Origin of the sequence: Microbacterium sp. 1262, from assembly GCF_040544895.1 — a bacterium.
GTDB classification, from domain to species: domain Bacteria; phylum Actinomycetota; class Actinomycetes; order Actinomycetales; family Microbacteriaceae; genus Microbacterium; species Microbacterium plantarum.
The window spans coordinates 2,943,790-2,965,636 of sequence record NZ_JBEPKU010000001.1 but is presented as its reverse complement, the minus strand read 5'-3'; the positions used below and the strand labels follow the sequence as shown (position 1 = coordinate 2,965,636).

The 21,847-nt window shown below is 70.5% G+C and carries 21 protein-coding genes and 1 pseudogene; 8 read left to right on the top strand and 14 right to left on the bottom strand.

Features of this window, described 5'->3' with window-relative positions; genetic code table 11:
* Nucleotides 1–78: 78 nt before the first annotated feature.
* The 3 genes from ABIC53_RS14210 to ABIC53_RS14200 form a co-directional block, all read right to left on the bottom strand.
* Nucleotides 79–843: a hypothetical protein gene (locus ABIC53_RS14210; RefSeq protein WP_354451962.1), complete on the bottom strand. Its 765-nt coding sequence runs from the start codon at nucleotides 841–843 to the stop codon at nucleotides 79–81.
* Nucleotides 844–1,000: 157 nt separating this feature from the next.
* Complete coding sequence (locus ABIC53_RS14205; RefSeq protein ID WP_354451961.1) at nucleotides 1,001–2,317, bottom strand: hypothetical protein; 1,317 nt, start codon at nucleotides 2,315–2,317, stop codon at nucleotides 1,001–1,003.
* Nucleotides 2,318–2,483: 166 nt separating this feature from the next.
* Nucleotides 2,484–2,771, bottom strand: a complete 288-nt coding sequence (locus ABIC53_RS14200; protein WP_112617469.1) for a WXG100 family type VII secretion target — start codon at nucleotides 2,769–2,771, stop codon at nucleotides 2,484–2,486.
* Nucleotides 2,772–2,979: 208 nt separating this feature from the next.
* On the opposite strand from ABIC53_RS14200, the pseudogene ABIC53_RS15105 reads away from it, so the two are divergent.
* From ABIC53_RS15105 to ABIC53_RS14170, 5 genes and pseudogenes are all read left to right on the top strand, one after another.
* Nucleotides 2,980–4,381, top strand: a pseudogene (locus ABIC53_RS15105) (HNH endonuclease signature motif containing protein).
* 210 nt (nucleotides 4,382–4,591) lie between these two features.
* Nucleotides 4,592–5,422 (top strand): F0F1 ATP synthase subunit B family protein, encoded by an 831-nt coding sequence (locus tag ABIC53_RS14185; RefSeq protein WP_114588804.1) that lies wholly within the window; start codon nucleotides 4,592–4,594, stop codon nucleotides 5,420–5,422.
* Complete coding sequence (locus ABIC53_RS14180; RefSeq protein ID WP_112617740.1) at nucleotides 5,412–5,828, top strand: phage holin family protein; 417 nt, start codon at nucleotides 5,412–5,414, stop codon at nucleotides 5,826–5,828. The genes ABIC53_RS14185 and ABIC53_RS14180 overlap by 11 nt, the downstream gene beginning before the upstream one ends.
* Nucleotides 5,825–6,400 carry a DUF3618 domain-containing protein gene (locus tag ABIC53_RS14175; RefSeq protein ID WP_282501588.1) on the top strand — a complete coding sequence of 192 codons (576 nt, stop codon included), beginning with the start codon at nucleotides 5,825–5,827 and terminating at the stop codon, nucleotides 6,398–6,400. The genes ABIC53_RS14180 and ABIC53_RS14175 overlap by 4 nt, the downstream gene beginning before the upstream one ends.
* Before the next feature lie 126 nt (nucleotides 6,401–6,526).
* The gene (locus ABIC53_RS14170; RefSeq protein ID WP_282501590.1) at nucleotides 6,527–7,570 is read left to right on the top strand and encodes a YihY/virulence factor BrkB family protein; all 1,044 of its coding nucleotides are present in this window, start codon (nucleotides 6,527–6,529) and stop codon (nucleotides 7,568–7,570) included.
* 39 nt (nucleotides 7,571–7,609) lie between these two features.
* Here the strand turns inward: ABIC53_RS14170 and ABIC53_RS14165 are convergent, their stop codons facing one another.
* From ABIC53_RS14165 to ABIC53_RS14155, 3 genes are read right to left on the bottom strand one after another with little or no spacing between them, the layout of a single operon-like run.
* Nucleotides 7,610–8,083, bottom strand: coding sequence for a glutaminase (locus tag ABIC53_RS14165; RefSeq protein WP_282501591.1), 474 nt, complete (start codon nucleotides 8,081–8,083; stop codon nucleotides 7,610–7,612).
* A 9-nt stretch (nucleotides 8,084–8,092) separates the two neighbouring features.
* Nucleotides 8,093–8,956, bottom strand: coding sequence for a transposase (locus ABIC53_RS14160; RefSeq protein WP_354451954.1), 864 nt, complete (start codon nucleotides 8,954–8,956; stop codon nucleotides 8,093–8,095).
* A gap of 10 nt (nucleotides 8,957–8,966) precedes the next feature.
* A complete protein-coding gene (locus tag ABIC53_RS14155; RefSeq protein ID WP_162815491.1) occupies nucleotides 8,967–9,107 on the bottom strand; it encodes a hypothetical protein in 141 nt (46 codons plus the stop codon).
* 88 nt (nucleotides 9,108–9,195) lie between these two features.
* Between ABIC53_RS14155 and ABIC53_RS14150 the strand changes: the two genes are divergently transcribed.
* Nucleotides 9,196–9,540 carry a DUF7882 family protein gene (locus tag ABIC53_RS14150; protein ID WP_112617735.1) on the top strand — a complete coding sequence of 115 codons (345 nt, stop codon included), beginning with the start codon at nucleotides 9,196–9,198 and terminating at the stop codon, nucleotides 9,538–9,540.
* Between the two features lie 50 nt (nucleotides 9,541–9,590).
* On the opposite strand, the gene ABIC53_RS14145 is transcribed toward ABIC53_RS14150, so the two are convergent.
* From ABIC53_RS14145 to ABIC53_RS14120, 6 genes are all read right to left on the bottom strand, one after another.
* Nucleotides 9,591–9,908: a DUF7882 family protein gene (locus ABIC53_RS14145; protein ID WP_112617734.1), complete on the bottom strand. Its 318-nt coding sequence runs from the start codon at nucleotides 9,906–9,908 to the stop codon at nucleotides 9,591–9,593.
* A gap of 61 nt (nucleotides 9,909–9,969) precedes the next feature.
* Entirely contained in the window at nucleotides 9,970–10,221 is a 252-nt protein-coding gene (locus ABIC53_RS14140) for a hypothetical protein (RefSeq protein ID WP_269268212.1), read from the bottom strand.
* 74 nt (nucleotides 10,222–10,295) lie between these two features.
* Entirely contained in the window at nucleotides 10,296–10,850 is a 555-nt protein-coding gene (locus ABIC53_RS14135) for a MarR family winged helix-turn-helix transcriptional regulator (protein WP_354451951.1), read from the bottom strand.
* 127 nt (nucleotides 10,851–10,977) lie between these two features.
* Nucleotides 10,978–12,240, bottom strand: coding sequence for a Na+/H+ antiporter NhaA (gene nhaA / locus ABIC53_RS14130; RefSeq protein ID WP_354451949.1), 1,263 nt, complete (start codon nucleotides 12,238–12,240; stop codon nucleotides 10,978–10,980).
* Nucleotides 12,241–12,318: 78 nt separating this feature from the next.
* Nucleotides 12,319–13,629, bottom strand: a complete 1,311-nt coding sequence (locus ABIC53_RS14125) for a hemolysin family protein (protein ID WP_274179271.1) — start codon at nucleotides 13,627–13,629, stop codon at nucleotides 12,319–12,321.
* A gap of 190 nt (nucleotides 13,630–13,819) precedes the next feature.
* Nucleotides 13,820–16,729, bottom strand: a complete 2,910-nt coding sequence (locus tag ABIC53_RS14120; RefSeq protein WP_354451947.1) for a CLIPPER-2 domain-containing protein — start codon at nucleotides 16,727–16,729, stop codon at nucleotides 13,820–13,822.
* A 179-nt stretch (nucleotides 16,730–16,908) separates the two neighbouring features.
* Here ABIC53_RS14120 and ABIC53_RS14115 point away from each other — a divergent pair, with 179 nt between their 5' ends.
* Entirely contained in the window at nucleotides 16,909–18,093 is a 1,185-nt protein-coding gene (locus tag ABIC53_RS14115) for an MFS transporter (protein ID WP_354451945.1), read from the top strand.
* Here the strand turns inward: ABIC53_RS14115 and ABIC53_RS14110 are convergent.
* Nucleotides 18,000–20,342 (bottom strand): LuxR C-terminal-related transcriptional regulator, encoded by a 2,343-nt coding sequence (locus tag ABIC53_RS14110; protein ID WP_354451943.1) that lies wholly within the window; start codon nucleotides 20,340–20,342, stop codon nucleotides 18,000–18,002. The genes ABIC53_RS14115 and ABIC53_RS14110 overlap by 94 nt on opposite strands.
* Before the next feature lie 92 nt (nucleotides 20,343–20,434).
* Here ABIC53_RS14110 and ABIC53_RS14105 point away from each other — a divergent pair, with 92 nt between their 5' ends.
* Nucleotides 20,435–21,286, top strand: coding sequence for a hypothetical protein (locus ABIC53_RS14105; protein WP_354451941.1), 852 nt, complete (start codon nucleotides 20,435–20,437; stop codon nucleotides 21,284–21,286).
* On the opposite strand, the gene ABIC53_RS14100 is transcribed toward ABIC53_RS14105, so the two are convergent.
* Complete coding sequence (locus tag ABIC53_RS14100) at nucleotides 21,271–21,810, bottom strand: YaeQ family protein (RefSeq protein ID WP_269268216.1); 540 nt, start codon at nucleotides 21,808–21,810, stop codon at nucleotides 21,271–21,273. The two genes, ABIC53_RS14105 and ABIC53_RS14100, sit on opposite strands and share 16 nt — an antisense overlap.
* Nucleotides 21,811–21,847: the final 37 nt, after the last annotated feature.

The following is a 21,847-nucleotide window of genomic DNA, read 5'->3' as shown; positions in this document are numbered from 1 at the left end:
ACCCGGTACCCTTGACAAGCGCGCGGCGGGAGTCCGTTCTCAATGAGGCTCGTCGCTCGGGCGGGCGTCAGCGCCCGGTCAAGCGCGGCGGGGCGCGAAGCGCGCGCCGAGCATACCGGGCGGCGTCTGCCGCGCGTCCGTCGCGATGGACTCCGTGATGCGGCCCGCGGTCTCGAGCTCATCGATGGCGTCGCCGACATCCGCCAGGATGCGGGCGCGTGTGTCGTCATCGAGGGCGGCGATGGCCGCGGCGAGCCGATCCACCGTCCCCTTCCAGCGTGCGGAGCCGTCCGTCGGCTTGCGCCGGAAGACCACGAAGTACAACGCGCCCACGATGAGATCTGCCGCGATCGGCGCGATGCCCCACATGCCCTCGGCCTGATCCTGGGTCGCTGCGAGTATTGATACGACCAGCGCAACGGCCGCTGCCGGAGCGTGTATCCAGCCGACGGCGTGAGCGGATCCCGCGTCGACGCGGCCCCCATCACTCCCGCTCGTGAGCAGCCCGGCACCGGCGACCACGGCACCCGCGGCGAAGACGACACCAGCAGCGCCGACCGCGGCGATATCCGCTCGGCCGAACACCCACCCGAGAAGCAGCGCAGCGCCAACCACCGGCGCCGCCATCCCGACGAGGTTCCAGATCAGAAGCAGGATCGTCATCACGGGGCGCCTCCCCGAGTGGGCGGCCGACTCCCGGAACACCGAGGTGGGCGCCAAGAAGGCCATGACCCGACGCACCTCGGGCGCTTCCTGCCAGGCACGCGCTTCGAGACGCCACCAGTCGATGGGCTCCCACGTGCGGCGCGATGCCGCGAAACGCGCGGCGGGCCCCGACGTCATGTCGCCTGCTCCGAACGACCCTTGCCGATGGCGGCCATGCTCGACATGATCTCCCCTGTTCGTGAGTTTCACATCACTCAGACTGATCCGTACGACCCGGTGCACTCGACAGCCGTCGACGAACCGTCGACATCTCGTCGGCTCGTCGCGATGAGAGTCAGCGCTCGCCGCGGTCGGTGCCGAAGAACACGGGGTCGGAGGGAGATTCCCGGTCGGGGAGATACCCCTCAGGCAGGGGGCCCTTGCCGAACAGCATCCGGCTGAGCTCGAACTTGTCGCCGGGCTTGCACGGCGACGTGGCGGTGACGACGACGTTCCCGTTGTCGACCAGCGTCACCGTGAGCAGGGAGTAGACGCCCTGCTCACGGACGATCACGTCGCTAGACGCGACCTCGCCCGACGCAAGATCCATGCCGTCGACATCGAAGCCTTCAGACACCAGGTGCTGCGCGACAGCGTCGCGCCTGCCAGCCACCTCTGCCGGATCGATCGTGGTCGTGCGTGTCAGGTCGAACTTCCAGCCGTCGTCGCACCCGACACCGGATGGGGTCATCCCGTACGTCCGCACCTCCCACGGCCCCTCGTTGATGACGGCCAGCACGCCATTCGTCGTCTCGCGGAAGTCGAGGTACAGGCTCTCCGCCTCCTGGTACAGCTCGTCTCCCGTCGGTTGCGCCACCGTCGCTCCACATCCCGTCAGGACGATGCCCGCCACGGCGGTCATCGTGGCCCCGAGCAGACCCAACGGTGCGCGGCGCGCGCGCGCAGCATCGGTAGCAGTGATCAGCTCACGCGAGGCGAGGATGTCGATGGCCTCCCCGATCGTCGTGAGGGTCGCCGCCGCCGCCGCGGGTGGCAGCGCGTCGATCCGACGGTTCAAGCCTGCGCCGGCACGCTCGACGTTGTCGCGGTTCTCATCCGTCGGCATCCGGCGGTGGCGGAACGTCAGAAAGGCGCCGAGCGCGAGGTCGACCAGCACGCCGGCGATGCCCCAGGCGCCGAGGAGTCGATCATCGAGGAGTGCCTGCACCGCGACGACCGCCACCGCCAACGCGGAGATCAGATGGACGATGCCGATCGTGCGCATGGTGCGCGGGTGCACGCTCTCAGGGCGGCCTCGCTGCGACAGCAACCCGAACAACGCGATGAGGGCGGCGACGCCCATCGCCGTGCCCGCCACCGCGAGATCCAGTTGATCGCCCTCGATGAGCACCGCTCGCAACGAGGCGAAAGCGGCGACGGCGGGGATCACGAGGGAGGCGATCTGAGCGAAAGCGAGCAGCGGCTGCACGAAAGCGGGACGATCGGGCACGAGCGAGCTCCAAGCCTCACGCGGCGCCAACCGGGCCAGCGCCAGCTGCACCTCGGGGTGCGCGCGGAACGCGGTGGCCTCGAGCTTCCACCACGACACTCGATCCCAGCCGGTCGCGTGCTGCGCCAGTTCCTGCGGCGTCTCCGCCGTCACTCGCGCCACCCGGGTTGCTCCTTCGCGTTCGCAGTGATCAGGTCTGCGGGGATGAAGTCTGGTGCCTGTCGCCGCTCGATCACATCGTCGACGATCATCGAACGCAACACCGCCTCAGTTCGGTGCGGACCAGGATGCAGCCCGGTCCGCACCGAATCGATGTCGCGCGAAGGGGTCAGCTGCCGGCGAGCTGCTGGTCGAGGTCCTGGATCGCGCGCATCATACCCAGCAGCGACTCGGACATGTCGTTGATGCCATCGACCGCGTTCTTCAGACCCGTGGTCAGCTCCGAGTAGCCCTCACCGAACTTGCCCGACGCGTGCTGCGTCTTGAAGTCATCGCCCAGAAGCGTATCGACCTGCGACTTCAGGGTGTCCAGCTGACCCTGAATGTCATCACGAGCCTGCGCCAGCGAGCTCGCAACCTGCTCCATCTCGCCATAAGATGCACCGAAATCAGCCATGACGGCCCTCCTGAAAGTAGATGTCCCGACCCCCCTCCGGAGCCGACACAGAAAACCTATCGGGACCGATCACATCAGGTCGATGGGGAGAACTCCCCACCCTGCTCCGCTTGGACATCAGCGTCTTGTGGCGGAGGCGCCGCTTGCGGCGTTGCGGCGCCTGTGGAAAGCGCGGGCCGATGTCGGGGATCCGTGGCAGTATTCGAACATGCATTCGAATAGCGAGCTTGGCAGCGGAATGGGCAGCGACAGCGATGTCGACGCCCTCGCTCAGCTCGTCGCGGATGCCGAGAGCGTTTCGGATGCTGCGCGGTTGGCGCAGATTCGTGAGGTTCGGGTGCTCGCCGCGGCCGGGGTGCTGGCTGAGAGGCAGGCCGCGGGTGCGTCGGAGCAGGTCAAGGCGCGCGAGATGGCGCTTCGCGGCATCGCGGCTGAGCTCGCCGGAGTGTTCGTGGCGACCGATCGGACCCTGCAGCGGCGTATCGACGAGGCGCGAGACCTCGTCGAGAACTACCCGGTGACGATGACGGCGTGGGAGGCCGGGCGCATCGTCCGGGGGCACGTGCGGTTGATCCAGGAGATGGGATGCCTCGTGCCCGTGGCGGATCGGGCGGAGTTCGAGCGGGTTGCGGTCGAGCGGTGCGAGGGCGAGAGGCCCAACCGGGTGCGGGACGCGTTGCGGATGATCGCGGAGCGGATTCACCCGCGGACGTTCACGGAGCGGCACGAGGAAGCAGCGGCGGGGCGTGCGGGTGCAGGCCGGGCCCGATGGGATGTCGGACCTGATCGCGACCTTGCCGACGGTGATCGCGGATGGGATTGTTGACCGGCTGACGCGGCAGGCGCGAGAGATCATCAACGCGCGGGCCCAGGCTGATGCGCCTGGCGCGCCTGACACTCGAGCCGACGCGAACGGCGCTTTACCCGATGCCGACACGACGATTCGCGACGGGTCGTCGTTCATTGAGGATGCTCGCACCATCGACCAGGTCCGCGCCGACGTGTTCAGTGACCTCCTCCTCGCCGGGACGCCGGCCCTCGACCCGACTGGCACCGGTGACGGGAACGGAACGCTCGGGGCGATCCGCGCACACGTCCAGGTCGCGGTGTCGGCACTGACATTGATGGGACAGGACGACGGGCCAGCCGACCTCGCGGGACGCTCGCCCATCGACACCACCACCGCACGCGAACTCGCCGGCAACGCAACCTCCTGGGACCGGCTTCTCACCCACCCGGTCACGGGAACCGTCCTCGAATGCGACAGCTACCGGCCCACCGCCGCCATGGTGCGACTGCTACGGGCGAGGGATCGGCACTGCCGGTTCCCCGGATGCCGACAACCCGCCATCCGCTGCGAGATCGACCACACCATCGCCGCATCCGACGGCGGTGCCACCCACGTGTGCAACCTCGCGAACCTCTGCAAGAGACACCACGACGTCAAACACCACACCCGATGGCGAGTCCAACAACTCGCGGGCGGAAGGCTGATCTGGACCTCACCCACCGGACGGATCTACCGCGAAGACGCACCACCACCACTCGTCGCCTTCACCGTCGCCACCACGATCCCAGACCCACCCGATCCGGGGCGCCCACCGTTCTGATCCAGCGCGTGCCGAAACGCACGCCCGCGTGCCAGAAGGTGCGCCTGAGCCTGCCCCGGGGCCCGGATTCGGATCCGTTTCGCGCAGCGCCGGTACAGAAGGCGCGACCATCCCACAGCGCTTCGCCGTCGTCAAGCCCCGGGGCAAGACGAGGGGAAGAGGCGTTACATCGGCACCCCACGAACGCAAGCGGTACCGAGAGGAGAACCGATGTCGCAGAACTATGGTGAGCCGACGTCCGGCTCGCAGGCAGGATCAGGGTCGGGAACGGCGGAGACGGCGAAGCACGAAGCCGGAGAGGTCGCGGGCGCCGCAAAGGCCGAGGCCGGGCACGTCGTCGAGACGGCCAAGCAGGAAGCAGCGGGTGTCGCGTCGGAGGCGAAGTCTCAGGCGAAGCAGGTCTATGCGCAGACGAAGCAGCAGCTCACCGAGCAGGCGGCGTCTCAGCAGCAGCGTGTCGCCGACGGGCTGCGGTCCATCGGCGACGAGCTGGATTCTCTGGCGCAGAACTCCGAGAACCCCGGCATCGCCACCGACCTGGTGCGCCAGGTGTCGACCCGCGTGAGCGGCGCGTCGGACTGGCTGTCGCAGCGCGACCCGGGCTCGCTGGTGAGCGAAGTGAAGAGCTTCGCCCGACGCAAGCCCGGCGTGTTCATCGCGGGAGCGTTGATCGCGGGCGTCGTCGCTGGCCGCCTCACCCGCGCCCTCACCGAGAGCGCGAAGGAGGAGCATGACTCCGCCCCCGCCTCCGGGGCGACCGGAACGACTGTCGGCGGAGTGCCCTCGGCACCGTCGGCACCGTCCCCCGCGCCGGTGAACGCTCCGCTCGACGCGCCGATCGGCACGCCGGGATCCGCAGCCACCGGCATTCCCGCAGCGCCGTCGGCCCCGTCGAACGCTCCCGTCGGGGCTCCGCTCGACGAGCCGATCGACGTCGCTCCGGACGCTGTCGAGCCCACCCCGCTGTACGACAGCTCCGTCGGCCGGACCGCCGACGAGCCGTACACCGAGGGCATCGGGGAGCGCCGAGATGACCGATAACCCCACGCCCTCCGAGCAGCAGGCGGCGAACACGTCGCTCGGCGACCTGCTGGGCGAGGTCACGCGCGACCTGTCGGAGCTGATGCGCCAGGAGATCAACCTGGCCAAAGCCGAGCTGAAGCAGTCGGGAACGCGCGCGGGCAAGGGCGCCGGAATGCTGGGCGGCGCGGGATACGCGGCGCTCATGGCGATCTTCTTCCTGTCGATCGCGCTCTGGTGGGCACTCGGCCACCTGGTCGGGCTCGGCTGGTCGGCCGTCATCGTCGCCGTCATCTGGGGCGTCATCGCGGCCGTGCTCTACGCCCTCGGGCGCAAGCAGCTCGCGCAGGTCCAGGGCGCCCCGCAGACAGCCGAGACCCTGGGCAAGATCCCCGACGCATTGAAGAGAAATGAGGAGAACCGATGACCGATTCACCGGAAGCGATCCGCGCCGACATCGAGCGCAAGCGTCGCGAGCTGAGCCAAGACACCGACGCCCTCGTCGACAAGGTGACGCCCTCGAAGATCGCCCATCGTCAGACCGACAAAATCAAAGGCGCACTCGGATCCGTCCGTGACCGGGTGATGGGCGCGGCCGATGACGCCGGCTCGTCGCTGCACGACGCCGGGTCCTCCGTCGCCGGTGGCGTGTCCGGAGCTGCCCACAAGGTAGGCGCGAAGGCGGAGGGCAACCCTCTCGCCGTCGGGCTGATGGCCTTCGCCGGCGGTCTGCTCGTCGCCTCGCTCATCCCCGCATCCAGCAAGGAGAAGGGCATCGCGGCCGACGTCAAGGAGCAGGCGCAGCCCCTCGTCGAGGAAGCCAAGAGCGTCGCCCAGCAGGTCGGCTCCGACCTGAAGGAGCCGGTGCGGGATGCCGCGGCAGCGGTGAAGGAGACGGCTTCCGAGGCGGTCTCCCACGTCAAGAGCGACGCCCAGGACGGGGTCGGCACCGTCACCGATCGCGCCCAGGAGGCTCGCGACAACGTCAGCGGCAGCTGACATCCCCCGCAGCGCGAGCGCTGCACGAACCGTGCACCGGGGCGGCCGTCGTCGTCGGCCCGGTGCACGGTCGCGTTCCCCCCGCGGCGCCGATCACCCCCGCGTGCACGATCCCCCAGGAGAGACATGAGCAATCAGAGAACCGACGGACCCGACCCCGAGCACCCCGCGAAGCCGGACTCCATCACCGATGTCGAGAAGCCCTCGTGGAAACACGTGCTCAAGCGGACTATCCGCGAGTTCAGCCGTGACCAGTGCCCCGACCTCGCGGCCGGCCTGACCTACTACGCCGTGCTTTCGGCGTTCCCCGCACTCCTCGCCGTGTTCTCGCTCCTCGGCGTCATCGGACAGGGACAGCAGGCCGCCGATGCGGTGCTCGACATCGTCGGACAGATCGCGCCCGGAGGCGCCGCCGAGACTCTGCGCGGGCCGATCGAGGAGATCGCGGGCTCCCCTGCAGCGGGCTTCGCCCTCGTCTCCGGCATCGTTCTGGCGCTGTGGTCGGCCTCGGGTTACGTCGGGGCGTTCAGCCGCGCCATGAACCGCATCTGGGAGATCGACGAGGGCCGACCGTTCCTCAAGCTCAAGCCGCAGCAGCTCGGCGTGACGCTTCTCGCGGTCGCGCTCGTCGTCGTCGCGCTCGTCCTTCTCGTCGTCTCCGGCCCCGTGGCCGAGGCCATCGGCGACGCGATCGGCCTGGGCAGCACCGCCGTGCTCATCTGGCAGATCGCCAAATGGCCCGTGCTCGCCTTCATCGTCATCCTGCTCGTCGCCGTGCTCTACTACTTCGGGCCCAACGCCAAGCAGCCGCGTTTCCGCTGGATCAGCGCGGGCGCCGTCATCGCCATCGTCGTGCTCGCCATCGCGACCGCGGGCTTCGGCATCTACGTCGCGAACTTCTCCAACTACGAGCGCACCTACGGGTCGTTCGCGGGCGTGATCATCTTCCTGCTGTGGCTGTGGATCACGAACCTCGCACTGCTGTTCGGCGCCGAGTTCGACGCCGAGCTCGAGCGCGGACGCGAACTGCAGGCCGGGATGCCGGCGGAGGAGACGATTCAGCTGCCGCCGCGCGACACCACCCGGATCGAGAAGACCGCGAAGCAAGAGGCCGAGGAGCGCGCGGAAGCGCGGCGCCTGCGCGCGACGGGAGGCAAGTCGGACGACTGAGGCTGTGCCGCGCTGCTGCCCGGGGGCCCCGAGAACGCCTCAGGGCAGCAGCGCGATCCGGTCGTCGAGGTAGGCGGCCAGCGGCATCCGGGCGCCCGCCGCGAACGCGACGGTCACGACACCGTCGTCGCTGCGCGCGAGCGGACCCGAAGCCCCGCCCGCATCGACGACGTCGAGATCGATCGGCGACCAGTCCAGATGCACCGGCTCGCCTTCGGCGAAGCCACCGCGGAACGCCGCCGCTGCGCGCTCGGAGCGGGCACGCTGCGCCTCGGCGGTGTACCCGCGGATCGCCTCGGCCCGGGCTCGCAGCAGCTCGCCGGTCGCGAACACCTCGTCGTCGGTGATGAGCAGAACACCGAGATGCCACGCATCCCCGACCGGCAGGATGCGGGCGGCGCGGCCGAAACCGAGCAGGCGGCGCCCCTCACTCCGGACGCCGAGACGCTCGCGGGGAACACCGACCAGCCGACGGCGGGCGTCGGAGATCAGTTCGGTCGCAGCATCCGGCATCCTTCGATGCTATTGACCGTCGTCGTCGGCCGCGCGCACCTTGCGCTCCGCCGCCGCCAGCGCCTCCCGCGCCGACGCGACCACGTCGTCGAGCTCGTCGACGGCGGCGTCGGCCCGCTCGGCATCCTCGGACACCCGCGCGAGGTCTCGCCGGAGCTCGTCGGCCCGCTCGTGCAGCCTGTCAGCCCGTTCCCGGGCGCTCGAGCGACGCTCCTCCGCTCGTGCCAGCACGCGACCGGCCTCGCTCGCCTCGCGCTGCGCCTCACGCCTCCGCTTCTCGGCCTCGCGTCGAGCGCGGCGCTCGGCGAGGTCGTCACGCGGCCTGTCGGGCGCGTCGGGAACGCCGGGTATCGAACCGGCGACGCGGTCCGTCAGCGCGTCCGAGTCGAGCGCGCCCGGTTCGAGCGTACGCACCAGCCGGCCGGCCGCCACCACGGCCCCCGCCGCAGCATCGACGATCGCCGAGTTGACGGTCCGCTCCACCTCGTCACGGGCCGCCGCTGACAGCGAGACACCGGCGTCGTCAGCCAGGTCGGCGGACCGCCGCGCGAGCGCCGCGACGAGGGCACGCCGTTGTATGCCGAGCCGGGCGAGTTCCGCCGCGTCGAGGTCGTCCTGAGCTTCGCGCAACGCGGTGGACAGTTCGAGCGCCTCACGGAACGAGGGGTCGTGGGCCAGCAGATTGACCGCCCACGCTGCCACCGTCGGCTTGCGCAGACCCCGGATGCGGGAGCCGAGCGCCCCGGAAGCCTCGGCCGCACGAGCGTTACGGGCCGCGACGAAGTCTCCCGGCGGCACGACGAGCAGCTCCGCGGCCACCGCGTCGAACCCGTCATCCCCGCTGCCGCCGGTCCGCGCGCCGTTCGCCGTCATCCCGCCATTGTCACTGACGGCGCTTCGGAGCGCGCGGCATCAGCTCGCCGTCGACGACATCGAAGGCCGGGAGATCCGCGAACACATCGTCGTCGAGCGGGCCGGCACCTCTCGGCTCGAGCTCGTCATCGGGGCGGGGATCGATCGTCATCGACTTCAACTTTTCTCCGCTATCCACGGAGCGTCGAGGCCTTGACAACAAGATTGGGGTTCGTCTCGCGGCGGTTTAATGTGGTGTCGTGGGCACCATCTACTACGGAGACGGCGCATCGCCGATCCACATCGAAGACCGCACGCTGGCGCACCTCAAGGTGGTCATCGCCACGAAGCTGCGGCGCGGAGAGAGCTTCACGCTCTCGTGGCGACACCCCGACGGCGAGCCCACCGGGCGAAGCACGATCTGGCTGCACCCCTCGATCCCGCTCCGATTCGCTTTCGACGACCCCGAGCCGACGACGCTCAGCCGCGAGTGGGTCGAGGAGATGGCGAACTCGGCCAACTCGTCCGGCGGCATCATGATCGTCGCCGAGCATCTGGACGACCCCGACACGGTCGCACCGTCCGGAAGCGACACGACTGCCTGACGGGCTGTGTGCCGCCGGCGGTCTGCCTGAGCGGTCTGCCTCAGGCGACGTCAGCCGACTTCGGGTGCGCCGTCGTCCACGGGCTCGGGAACGATGGAGAGTCCCGCCGGGCCGCTCGCCACCTGCATGAGCTCCTCGACCCAATGCCGGTTGATCCGCGGCTGCCTGCTGCCCGAGAAATGGAACTGCAGCGGCACGGACGGGTGGATCCAGTAGCTGCGACGCTCACCCCCGCGGGGCAGATCGATGTCGAACATGAACGGCTCGGAACGGCGCAGCTTGTTCATGATGACGATGCGCAGGTGTGCCAGAGTACGGTCGTCGATCTCGACGGAGTTCCCCAGCGTGTCGTAGATGAATCGGCCCACGCAGTGAGCCTAACGCGCAACGGACGGTCCGATAAACGACGGACCGCGGGCGCGTGATCCGCTAACCGTCGATCTGAGCCGAGGTCTCGACCGCGAGCATCTCGGCCGCACCCTCTTCGACGCCGATGGGGACGACCACGGGGCGGCTGGCGCTGAAGGCCTCCCACTCCCGCAGGACCACGCGCTCGACGTCCACGACGGCGAGCGACGGGTGCGCGGCGGCCAGGCGCGAGACGACGCCCGAGAACGACGTCACCACCTGCCCTTCGATGGTGAAACGCTCCTCGATCGGGGTCACCGGGAGGGAACACATGTTCCCATCGTGTCATGCGGTTCCCCGCCTGACGAATGTCAATTCGCGGGCTTTCTCCGCTGACTAGCTACCTGTCAGGAGCGGTCGCTGCGCGCCTGCTCTGCCCGTGGGTCATGGGCGTGAGCGTCGACCTCGTCGACGGCCTGCTGGAGGCGTCCGAGGCACGCGATCACGGCTCGCGCCTCGTCGACGGTCATTCTGTCGACAGCGGCGATCATGCGCTCGTGCATCCTCCCGAGCGTCGCCCGCACCTCGTCGTCCGACTTCTCGGTGGCCACGACGTGGACACTGCGCCGATCGCTCGGATGCGCCTGGCGGACGACGTGGCCCGACTTCTGCAGCCGATCGATCAGGGCCGTCGTCGAAGCGGTCGAGATACCGAGGTAGCGGGCGAGTTCGGTCGGCCCGACGAGACGGCCCTCGCCCTGCGCCTTGATGAGGTAGCGGAGGACGAGCAGCTCGTTCTCACCCATCGACATCGAGTCGCGGGTCCGCCGCCGCATGGCGGCTTCGGCGGCGCGGTAGAGGCGGAAAGCCTGCAGAACGGCGATGCCGCGCTCGCGGGGAGTGCCGGGATCATCAGAGTCCGACGGATACCAGTAATGCGTGGGCGTCGGGACTTCGGGCACTTCGGCATCCTAAAACGTGCTCAGGGGTGTGTGCACGTGGCGCGCGCAGGGATTGACTCGATGGCCCATCCGTGAGACGGGATGATCCGAAACACGCACGACGCGGCCGGTCACTGGCCGCCACCGCTCACTCGTCCCGGTCGTAGCCGAGCGCGGGGCCTTCGCCGTCGATCGTGTGCGCGGCGGGCGCGCCGGCCTCTGCCCGGGCCCGACGAGCGCTCCTGCTGAGCAGCACGGCGGCCCCCGCGGCCGACAGCAGCGTTCCGAGGAGCACGCCGAGGCGAGCGCCGTCGGTGTGGACGCCGTCGGCGAACGACAGGCCGGTGATGAGCAGCGACACAGTGAACCCGATGCCGCACAGCAGACCGATGGGCAGGAGGTCACGCATCCCGACACCGCCGGGCAGGCGCAGCGGCGTGACGCGCGTGACGAGCGCGGTCGTCCCGAGCACCCCCGCAGCCTTGCCGACGACCAGACCGACGACGATGGCGAGGACGACGGGCTGCGCGACGACCGCCAGGGGGTCGCTGGTTCCGACCACGCTGACCCCGGCGGCGAAGAATGCGAAGACCGGGAGCGCGATACCCGAGGAGAAGGGGCGCACCAGGTCGTCGTACGTGTCGGTGCGCGCCACGCTCTCGCCGTGCACCGGGCGGGCGGGGACGGCGAACCCGAGCAGCACCCCGGCGATCGTGGCGTGGACGCCGGACGCGTGGAGGAAGCCCCACACGACGAGTCCGAGCGGCAGCAGTACCCACCACCGGGCCCACCGCTGCCGGACCACGACGGCGAACACCGCCGCGGTCGCGAGCGCCACCACGAGTGCCACGATGTGGATCGTCGCGGTGTAGAAGATCGCGATGATCAGGATCGCGAGCAGATCATCGACGACGGCGAGCGTCAGCAGGAACGTGCGCAGCCCCGGCGGGAGCCCCCGGCCGAAGATCGCCAGCACCGCCAGCGCGAAGGCGATGTCGGTCGCGGTCGGGATCGCCCACCCGCGCAGCGCGTCGGCGTCGCCCGAGACGAGGATCACGACGGTGAAGAGGATCGCGGGGAGCAGCATCCCCCCGACGGCCGCGAGCACCGGCACCGCGGCCTCGCGCGGGCGGCGCAGGCTGCCCGCGACGAACTCGTGCTTCAGCTCGACACCGACGACGAAGAAGAACAGCGCGAGCAGGCCGTCCGCGGCCCAGGTCGACAGCGAGAGGTCCAGGTGCAGAGCCTCGGGCCCGATCGTGAACTCCGACAGCGCCGCATACGAGGCAGCGAGCGGCGAATTGGCCCAGATCAGGGCGAGCGCTGCAGCACCGAGCAGAAGTGCTCCGCCCGTCGTCTCGCGGGACAGCCAGCGGCGCAGCCGGGCTCGGCGGGGAAGAGCGTCGTACATGCGAGGAGCCTTTCGATCCTCCGTCGGCAGTCGCCGACGGACATGTCGACCAGACTTCCCGACGCACCGACCCCCAGTTTACCCTTCGGCAGGTTCGACCGCGGGACCCTCCGTCGACGCGCGCGCAACATGGAGCTCGGCGATGCGACGACGGTCCAACCGCGTCACCTCGATCGTCGCGCCGTCGACCTCGATGCGGTCGCCGACCCTCGCGAGGCGCCCGAGCTGCTCGATCACGAACCCGGCGACGGTGTCGGACGTCCCGCGCGGGATCGAGATGCCGGTGGCCTCCTCGAAGTCCTGCAGGTTCAGCCGCCCGTCGACGGGTCCGCCGTCACCCGAAAGCGGATGCGGCATGACCTCTGTGTCGTACTCGTCGACGATCTCGCCGACGACCTCCTCGACGAGATCCTCGAGCGTGACGATGCCGTCGGTGCCGCCGTACTCGTCGACGACGACCGCGATCTGGCTGCCCTCCGCCCGCATCGAGGTGAGTGTCGGCAGGAGGCGTGCGGTCGAGGGGAAGTACCGGATCGGCCGCACGATGGACTGGAGCGGCTGCGCGTCGTCAGTGCCCGCGGCATCCAGCACGTCGCGCACGTGCACGAACCCGGCAACATCGTCGATCGTCTGATCGATGATCGGGTAGCGCGAGTAGGGCAGATCGCGCACGAGCGCGGCCGCGGCACCCACGGTCTCGCCGCCCGGCAATGACACGACCTCAGGGCGCGGACGCATCACCTCGCTCAGCTGACGGTCGCGCAGCGACAGCACGTCGTCGAGGATGCGCCGCTCGTCCTCGGGGAGCCCCTCGTGGCTCGACACGATGTCGCGGAGCTCCTCGTCGCTCAGCTCCTCGCCGGTCTTGTTCGGGTCACCGCCCAACAGCCGCACGAGAAGGTTGGTCGAGAGCGAGAGCAGCCAGATCACGGGGCGCATGAGCTTCGCGAATCCGTTGAGCACCGGCGCGACGCCGTAGGCGAAGGCGGCGTTGCGCTGGATGGCGAGGCGCTTGGGCACCAGCTCGCCCAGCACGAGCGAGAGGTAGGCGATGATCAGCGTCAGGACGATGGTCGCCACCGTCATCGCAGCCGCCTCGGACAGCCCCCACGAGACCAGCAGCGGAGCGAGCGAGGGCGCGATCGACGAGGCGCCGTACGCCGCCGAAGCGAAGCCCGCGACCGTCACACCGATCTGGACGGCCGACAGGAAGGTGTTGGGGTTCCGCGCCAGCGCGGCGACCTTCTCACCCCGCTTGCCGCGCAGGGCGAGCGCGTTGACCTGGCTCTCGCGCAGCGTGACGAGCGCCATCTCGGTGGCGGCGAACACGCCACCGATGAGCACGAAGACGACGACGAGGACGATGTTGAGGAGCAGGTCGCCGTTCACCGGCGGGCCTCGCTCGCGAGACGTGGCGCGCCCGGGGTCACCCGGGCGCCGGGACTGTCGGAATCGGAGGCCTTCGAGGCTCGATGCGTCATCGCATAAAAATAGCGGCATCCGCTCGGGATGCGCTGAACGCTTGACACAGGCCGAGGCCCCCACGACGTCGGGTGCGTCGCGGGGGCCTCGGCGGCTGTCAGGCCCGCGTCCGGCGTCGCAGCATCACGGCTGCCGCGCCGAGAGCGATCGTCAGACCGGCGAACAGGGCGAGCCGCATCAGCTGCTCGCTCCCGGCACCGGTCGCGGCGAGCGCGCCCACCGCGGTGCGCACGGTGTCGTCATCGGTCACCGGGTCGCCGGCCGGCGGGGTCGCCGTGACGGTAGCGGTGTTGATCACTTCACCGACCACGCGATCGCTCGTGGTCACCGTGTACACGGCGGTCGCCGTCACCGACTCTCCGGGCGCGAGCACGTGATGCGCTCCGGGCCAGGCGCCGAACGCGATCTCCGACAGGCCGCGGAGCCCGTCCTGGATCGCGACGTCGCGCAGCGTCACGTCGCCGGCGTTCGTCACCGTGAAGGTGTAGCGGATGCGGTCGCCGTCGAGCTCCCCGCTCTTCGTCAGCTCGATGGCGGGCCCCTGCGGGAGCGGCTGGTCGAACTCGTCCTCGTCGGTCACCGGATCGCCGGCCGGCGGCGTGCCGGTGACGGATGCGGTGTTCTCGACGAGGCCGGCATCGCGGTCGGCCTGCGTCGGCGTGTAGGTCGCTGTCGCCGTCACCGACTCGCCCGGGGCGAGCACACCGGCCGAAGCAGGCCAGTCACCGTACGAGAGCTCGGAGAGACCCGGCAGCTCGTCGACGATCGCGACGTCCGTCAGCGTCACGTCGCCGGTGTTGGTCGCGGTGAACGAGTAGGTCAGCTCGCCTCCCTCCAGGACACCCGTCTTGACGAGCGCGATGCCGGGGGCCTGCGGAACCGGCAACTCGAACTCGTCCTCGTGGGTGACCGGGTCACCGGTCGGCGGGGTGCCCGTCGCGGTGGCGGTGTTGTCGACGAGCCCCGCGTCACGGTCGGCCTGCGTCAGCGTGTACGTCGCCGTCGCGGTGACCGACTGGCCCGGGGCCAGCACGCCCGCGGTGTCCGGCCAGGAACCGTAGGCGACGGCTGACAGACCCGGGAGGGCATCGGTGACGGACACGTCGCGGAGGGTGACATCGCCGGCGTTTCGGACGACGAAGGTGTAGGTCGCGATGTCGCCCTCGAGCGCGCCGGTCTTCTCGAGCAGGATGCCGGGTGCCTGCGGCACGGGCGCATCGAACTCGTCCTCGTCGGTGACGGGGCCGCCCGTCGGCGGCGTGCCGACCACGGTGGCCGTGTTCTCGACGATGCCCGCGTCACGGTCGGCCTGCGTCAGCGCGTACGTCGCGGTCGCGATGACCGACTGGCCCGGGGCCAGCACGCCCGAGGCCCCCGGCCACGCACCGTACGAGATGCCGGACAGGCCCGGCAGGGCGTCGGTGATCGACACACCGGAGAGCGTCACGTCGCCGGTGTTCGTGGCACGGAACTCGTACGAGATCGCGTCGCCGTCGAGGACTCCCGTCTTCACCAGCGAGATGCCGGCGTTCGGCGGGAGAGGCAGGTCGAACTCGTCCTCGTCGGTCACGGCATCGCCCGTCGGCGGCGTGCCGACCACGGTAGCCGTGTTCTCGACGAGACCCGCGTCACGGTCGGCCTGCGTCAGCGCGTACGTCGCGGTCGCGATGACCGACTGACCCGGAGCAAGCACGCCCGAGGCCCCCGGCCACGCACCGTACGAGATGCCGGACAGGCCCGGCAGGGCGTCGGTGATCGACACGTCCGTCAGCGTCACGTCGCCGGTGTTGGTCGCGGTGAAGGTGTATGCGATCGCGTCGCCGACCAGGGCACCGGTCTTCTCGAGCGAGATCGCGGGAACCGGGTCGGGCAGTGCGACCAGCGCGGGCGCCTCATCCGACACGGGGGCACCGGCGGGTGGCGTCCCGGTCGCGGTCGCGACGTTCTCGATGCTGCCCGCGGCGACATCGGCATCCGTCACCGTGTACGTCGCGGTCGCCGGCACCGATTGGCCGGGGTCGAGCACGCCGGGGGCGCCCGGCCATGCGCCGAAGCGGATCGACGACAAGCCCGGCTTGGGGTCGGTGAGCGTCACATCGGTCAGCGTCACGCCGCCGTCGTTCGTGATCGTGAAGGCGTAGTCGACCGTGTCTCCGGCGACTCCGCGATCGTCGTCTGCGAGCACACCGGTCTTCTCCAGCGCGATCGAGACGCAGTTCTCGTTGACGATGTCGATCAGCGTGCGCTGCAGCGCGGAGAAGCCGGCGATGTAGTAATCGGAGCCCTCCGCCGGCCCGGAGACCTGGCGGATGTGCTCGCGGAAGTCGGCGAGCGCCTGGCCGGAGAGGTTGTCGCTCACACCGATCGGCACGATCCGGGTGCCCGTCGCCTTCAGGTCGTTCGCGCTGCGGACCGAGGCGTCCATGACGGCGCGGTCGGTGCTGTTGCCGGGTCCGCGCGCCGGGCTGCCGTACTGAGTCGGGTTGCCGTCCGTGAGGAAGATGAGCGCGTCATAGTCTTCCGGCGACGCGGTGACGGCGGCGAATCCGCGGTCCCAGTTCGTGCCGCCCTGAGCGCTGGCCGGACGCTGGATGCCGTTGACGTACGTGCTGACGGCGGCGACTCCGGCCTCATCGGCGAGCGAGGTCAGGGGCAGCGGCGCGTTCGCGGCGCCCGTGGTCGCCGGCGCGTTCGAGGCGAAGTTGTGAACGGCGAGCGCGAGCGGGTACCCCTCCAGGGCCTGCGCCAGCCCGGCGAGCTCGGAGCGGGTCTGCGCGAGCTGCGCGTCCGTCACGGAGTTGGACAGGTCGACGCTGATCGCGATGCTCATGTCGCAGCGCTCGCTCAGCGGCGGATTCGTCGACGGCGGCACGTCCGACTCGACGGCCTGAGCGGCGACGGATCCGCCGAGAGCGAGGGCCGACGACAGGGCCGCGGCGAGCAGGCCTCTCGCAGCGTGACGGGCGCGACGTCGTCGCGGCGGTGAATCTGGACGCAGGTCTTTCACGGTCATCCTTCGGGTCGGGGGCACAGCTGCTCGGGCAGCGACTGTGCGAGCGCAGCGAACGCGCATCGCGCTCGACCCTGGCGGCCCCGGCGCGCTGGCGACGCGCGATGACGGCGAACTTCACCTCGGATTTCATCCCCGCTTCGCCGTGACCCGCCGTCGCGCACCAGAATGCTCTGGTGCACACCCGGCTCCTCTGGTCGCTGCTCCTGGCCGCGCTCGCGCTGAACGCCGTCTACGGAGCTGTGGCGGGCGTGCTCGTCCCGGCCCAGATCGCGAGAGCGGATGCCGCGAACAAGGACGCCATCCTCGCCGTCGCGCTCACCGCGTCGTCGCTGCTCACGCTCGTCGTCCATCCGCTGGCGGGAGCGGCCTCCGACCGCACACGCTCACGGCGGGGCCGACGAGCGCCGTGGATCGTCGCGGGGGCAGCGGGCAGCGCCGCCGTCATGGTGGCGCTGGGATACGCCGAGTCGGCAGGGGCCGTGGTGCTCGGGTGGCTCGTGCTGCAACCGCTGCTCAACGTCGTGGAGGCTCCGCTCGATGCTGTGCTCGCGGACCGGGTGGAGCCTTCGCGGCGGCCCCGAGCGGCGGCGTTCTTCGGGATGGGGGCCGCCGGCGGACTCGCTGCCGGCGCGGCGGGTGCCGGGCTGGGAGTCGCGGCGCCGCACGCGGTGTACCTGGCCCTGGCGACCGGGCTGCTCGTCGCGTCGGTCGGGTTCGTGGTGGCCAACCCCGACCGGTCCAGCGCAGGGACCACGACACGCATCCCGGCCCGTGAGGCCTGGGCGTCGCGCGACCTCCGGCTCGTCTTCTCAGCCCGATTCGCCCTGGTGCTGGGTCACCAGCTGGTGATGGGGTATCTGCTCTATATCGTGATGGACTTCACGGGCGCGTCGGTCGAGGAAGCCGGCCGGACCGCGAGCCTCGTCATCGGCCTCCACATCGTCAGCCTGATCTGCGGCTCGGTCGCCGGGGCACTCTGGATCCGGCGCCGGGTCCCCTGGATCGTGGCGGCGAGCGCCGTCCTTGCGGCATCCCTGCTGATCCCCGTCGCCGCCCCGAACGTCGCAGGGCTCATGGCGTTCGCCGTGGTGGGCGGTGCGGCACGCGGCGTGTATCTGGCCGCTGACCTGGCCCTGATGATCGACGTCCTGCCGTCACGGGACGATTCGGGACGAGACCTCGGTCTGCTGGGTCTGGCGACCATCGTGCCGCAGACGCTCGCCCCCGCCCTGGCCGGGCTCGTGCTGATCCTCGGCTCGGGCTCCTACGGTGTCCTCTTCGTCCTCGCGGCGCTGGCCGCGCTGTCATCGACCGCGATCATCGCCCGGGTCGGATCGGCCCCCGCCAGAAGGCCGTAAGCGAGGGCGGCGGCGATGGCCTCCTCACGCGACGAGGCGCCGAGCTTGCGATAGAGGGAGCGTCGCTGCGACTTCACGGTGTTGATGGAGACGTGAAGGCGCGCGGCGATCTCTTCCATGTTCGCCGTGTCGACGAGGTGACGAGCGACGATGCTCTCTCGCGTCGTGAGCTGCGGGGCGACGCCCGCGATCGTGACCGGAGCGGGCAGGTCGTCGACGTCACCCTGGAACAGGTCGTGCTCGGCGGCGGGAAGGATGAGGAACGGGGTGCGCAACCCGTAGGTGCGGGCGAGGGCTCCCGCGCGGCCGGCGAGCGCTCGAGCCTCGTCGACGCGACCGAGACGGTGGAGCAGGATCGCCTCCAGCGCGGCTGCCTCGGTCCGCTGCCGAGGTGTGCGCGTCATGACAGCGTTGAGAAGCTTGAGAGCGCGCTCGTGCTGCCGATCGAAGACCGCGACCCGCGCCGCAGCGAGCACGACCTCGGCGCGGTCCGACGGGCGTGACGCGAGGCGTCGCGCTGACGCGAGATCCGCCGCGGCGAGAGCGAGCATGCTCTCGGTGGCGTCGAGCATGCGTGCGGCCGGCGAGCTCGCCGACATCCTCCTGCCACGTCGCGACCGCAGCGACCGCAGCCGCTCGAGGCCTTCGACGGGGCGCCCCGCCGAGATGTCGGCCCATGCGCGCGCGGCGCCGAGCGCCGGCCAGTGCTCGATGGTGTCGATGATCGGCCAGATGGTCGCGACGGCGGCCTCTGCTGCGGCGGCATCGCCGCGTTCGAGCGCCAGCCGGCTCTCGGCGATCCGCAGCAGACTGCCCTGATACTCGTCGAGGATGTCGTCAGGCCAGGGGCGCGCGAGCGTTTGCTCGACCCAGCTCTGCGCGGCCGGGAGCTCACCGGCGCTCGCCTGGATGAGGGCCAACCCGCCGTAAGCGAGGAGTTCGACGCTGGGCCGGGTCGCCGTGGCGAGCGCCTGCTCGAACTGATCGCCCGCGGCTCGGTCGTCTCCCCCGTACAGCAGGCTGATCGCCGCGTGCGCGTGGAGGTCGCCCCGCAGTCCGCGCAGCTGCTCGAGGTCGTCGGGAGGCAGTTCGTCGAGGGTCTGCGCGGCCAGACGTGCGGCTCGAACACCACGGTCTCCGACCCCGGTGAGGCGGCGGGCGACCGACTCGATGATCCGCAGCAGCGCACGGTCGGCCGGTTCGCTCTGCCCCGTCTGCACACCGAGCAGCGCGACGCCGAGCAGCTCGGCCGCGCGTACCCGGTGCTCCCGGCGGGCGTTGAGGATGAGTGCCTGGGCGAGGGCGATGACGGGCCAGCGACGCAGCTGCAGCAACGGGATCGGACGGAGGGCTGCTGCGATGCGCGCGCCGTTCCCCCAGAGCAGCTTGAGCCCGTCGCGGCGCAGCGCAGCATCGACGATGTCGAGCGCGTCGGCCGCCGCGCCTTCGACGACCGCCCCCAGCCCCGCCCCCTCCTGAAGGAGCGCACGGGCGGCCCGATGACGGATGGCGCGCTGGTCCTCCGCTGCGATGGGCGCGGCGGCGAGCGTGGCGGCTCGTATCGGCGCCGTGAGGGCGAAGATCAGCGTCCCGTCGTCGGTGCGCCATTCGCCGTGCCCCGTCCGTTCGGCCCGTTCGATGACGTCGTCGCCTCCGCCGAGCTGTGCAGCCAGCCGGGGGGTGAGGAACTCGGGCACGGCCAGCGCCGCCGACGTGGCAGGAAGCGGATGCGGCGCCAGCCGCGCCAGCACGAGCTGGACCGCCGCGGGGTCGGTGACGTTCGCCTCGACGACCGCGACGACGGCCGCCGGCAGCCCACCCGTCGCCGCCTGCACCGCGCGAGGATCCAGGTGGGAGCCGCGCGCGGCGACGTAGGTGATCGTCTCGTCGAGGGTGAACGCGAGATCGCGCACCCACTCCACGTCCCAGGCCAGGGGCACAGCGCGGGCGCTCCTCACGGTGAGACGCACGATCAGGTCGGGCCTGGTGGCTCGCAGCTGTCGCAGTCGTTCCCATGCGCCGGGAGAGAGGGAGTCGCCGTCATCGATGATGAGCGTGCGTGAGACCTCGTCCGGTATCCGCCCGTCTCCGGCCCACGTGACGTCGCGACGCCCCTCTGCGAACTGCCGGAGCAGAGTGCTCGCCCCCGACCCGTCCGGCCCGAGCAGGGCGACGAGGGGCGCCGGCGATGCGAGCGCCGAGAGGAGACGTGGGCGATCCAGGCGCACCGGGGCGCGCAGGGGTGCCATGGCTGGAATGCTAACGGAGCGCGGCGCGTCAGTCGACGAAACCGGTGAGGTTCGCCGCCCCCACGACCCGCGGAATATGTCACGATGCAGGGATGGACGAGGGAGTTGCCGCGGAGCTCCGGGCCCTCCGCGTCCGCGCCTACGCGCCGGGCGGCGACATCGCCGACGATCCCGCCGCCCTGGCTCGGCTGGTGGAGTTCGAGGCGCGCGAACGCGAAGACCGGCTGCCGCACGCGCACGCGCCTGAACCCGATCCGGAGCCCGTGCGTCCGCCGATCATCGACGGGATCCCCGACCTGGCTACGCCCCGATCCGACGATCCGCGGGCTGACCAGTCGCAGACCGACGAGTCCCGGGATGACGACGCGGGGCCGACGGCTCCCCGCGCGCGACGGCTGCGCCCGCTGCTCATCTGGGCCGGTTCGCTCGTCGCGGTGGCGGTCGTCTCGGTCGGGATCACCGCGTTCGCCACGGCCCGCAGCGCCTCGACCGCGACCGCGCTGCCGCCGGACGCGGGAGTCTCGCACGTCACGACGCTGCTGCCGACGGGCGAGGAGATCCCCGATTTCATGCGCCCGTATGGCGACGGGGTCGATGCGGGGTCGTTCGAGAAGTTTCTCGGCCTGTCGGTGTTCCGCACCACGGACATCTGGCGGGGAGGGGACAACATCTGTCTCGCGGTCGCGCGCATCGACGACGACCAGGGCGACGGCTCCGTCAGCGGATCGTCGTATCAGGGCTGCTCGGCCGGCGCGTTCCCCGCGGCCGTCTCCTTCATCGTCTGGGACGATCAGCCCGAGGAGCTCCTCGAGCGCTATCCCGTCGGCACGGCGCTGCAGTTCGTCCTCACCGATGCCGGAGTCGACGTCTTCGTGTCCGAGGCCCCGACCTCCTCCGCTGCGCCGGAGGCTCCCGGTGAGGCAGGCATTCAGCCCGCGGGCTGAGTGATGACGTCGGACTCGGCGGTGACGCCGTTGAGTTCGACGTAGAGGTGGCGCTCGGTGACCGAGACCGTCACGGTGTTGCGGCGGTCGAGCGCCGAGACGAGCGTGTCGATGAAGCCCGGCTCGAAGCTGTGAAGGGCGATCTCCGAGACGCGGTGGATCTTCTTCCCCGCCCACGCGGCCACGATGGGGCCGGGGTTGCGCTGGGTGTAGACCGCGACGCGGTCGGCCTGCTTGCTCCCGAGGTGCAGCCGCGAGGCATCCGGCGCCCCCACCTCGATCCAGGCGACGATCGATCCGGTCAGGTCGCGCACGAGCACGGCGGGTTCGTCCTTCGCGGCGATCCCCTCGGTGAAGTCGATGCCCTCCTCGTACTCGAGGCAGTACGCCAGCAACCGGGTCAGCATGAAGGCGTCGGTCTCGGAAGGATGCCGCGCGACGCGCAGCGCGAACGACTCGTACACGCCTCGGTCGACGTCGGCGAGCGTCGCATCGAACGTGTGGATCGTCGCCCCGGCAGCCATGAGGATCGAGCCTAGCCGCCCCGGGGTGGGCATCCGT

Coding starts and splice junctions, on each gene's coding strand:
- nhaA (WP_354451949.1), bottom strand. CDS start 12,240: ATGTACGACGCTCTTCCCCGCCGAGCCCGGCTGCGCCGCTGGCTGTCC.
- ABIC53_RS14165 (WP_282501591.1), bottom strand. CDS start 8,083: ATGCCGGATGCTGCGACCGAACTGATCTCCGACGCCCGCCGTCGGCTG.
- ABIC53_RS14100 (WP_269268216.1), bottom strand. CDS start 21,810: ATGGCTGCCGGGGCGACGATCCACACGTTCGATGCGACGCTCGCCGAC.
- ABIC53_RS14180 (WP_112617740.1), top strand. CDS start 5,412: ATGACCGATAACCCCACGCCCTCCGAGCAGCAGGCGGCGAACACGTCG.
- ABIC53_RS14200 (WP_112617469.1), bottom strand. CDS start 2,771: ATGGCTGATTTCGGTGCATCTTATGGCGAGATGGAGCAGGTTGCGAGC.
- ABIC53_RS14105 (WP_354451941.1), top strand. CDS start 20,435: ATGGACGAGGGAGTTGCCGCGGAGCTCCGGGCCCTCCGCGTCCGCGCC.
- ABIC53_RS14140 (WP_269268212.1), bottom strand. CDS start 10,221: ATGTGTTCCCTCCCGGTGACCCCGATCGAGGAGCGTTTCACCATCGAA.
- ABIC53_RS14110 (WP_354451943.1), bottom strand. CDS start 20,342: ATGGCACCCCTGCGCGCCCCGGTGCGCCTGGATCGCCCACGTCTCCTC.
- ABIC53_RS14185 (WP_114588804.1), top strand. CDS start 4,592: ATGTCGCAGAACTATGGTGAGCCGACGTCCGGCTCGCAGGCAGGATCA.
- ABIC53_RS14160 (WP_354451954.1), bottom strand. CDS start 8,956: ATGACGGCGAACGGCGCGCGGACCGGCGGCAGCGGGGATGACGGGTTC.
- ABIC53_RS14155 (WP_162815491.1), bottom strand. CDS start 9,107: ATGACGATCGATCCCCGCCCCGATGACGAGCTCGAGCCGAGAGGTGCC.
- ABIC53_RS14210 (WP_354451962.1), bottom strand. CDS start 843: ATGACGTCGGGGCCCGCCGCGCGTTTCGCGGCATCGCGCCGCACGTGG.
- ABIC53_RS14170 (WP_282501590.1), top strand. CDS start 6,527: ATGAGCAATCAGAGAACCGACGGACCCGACCCCGAGCACCCCGCGAAG.
- ABIC53_RS14175 (WP_282501588.1), top strand. CDS start 5,825: ATGACCGATTCACCGGAAGCGATCCGCGCCGACATCGAGCGCAAGCGT.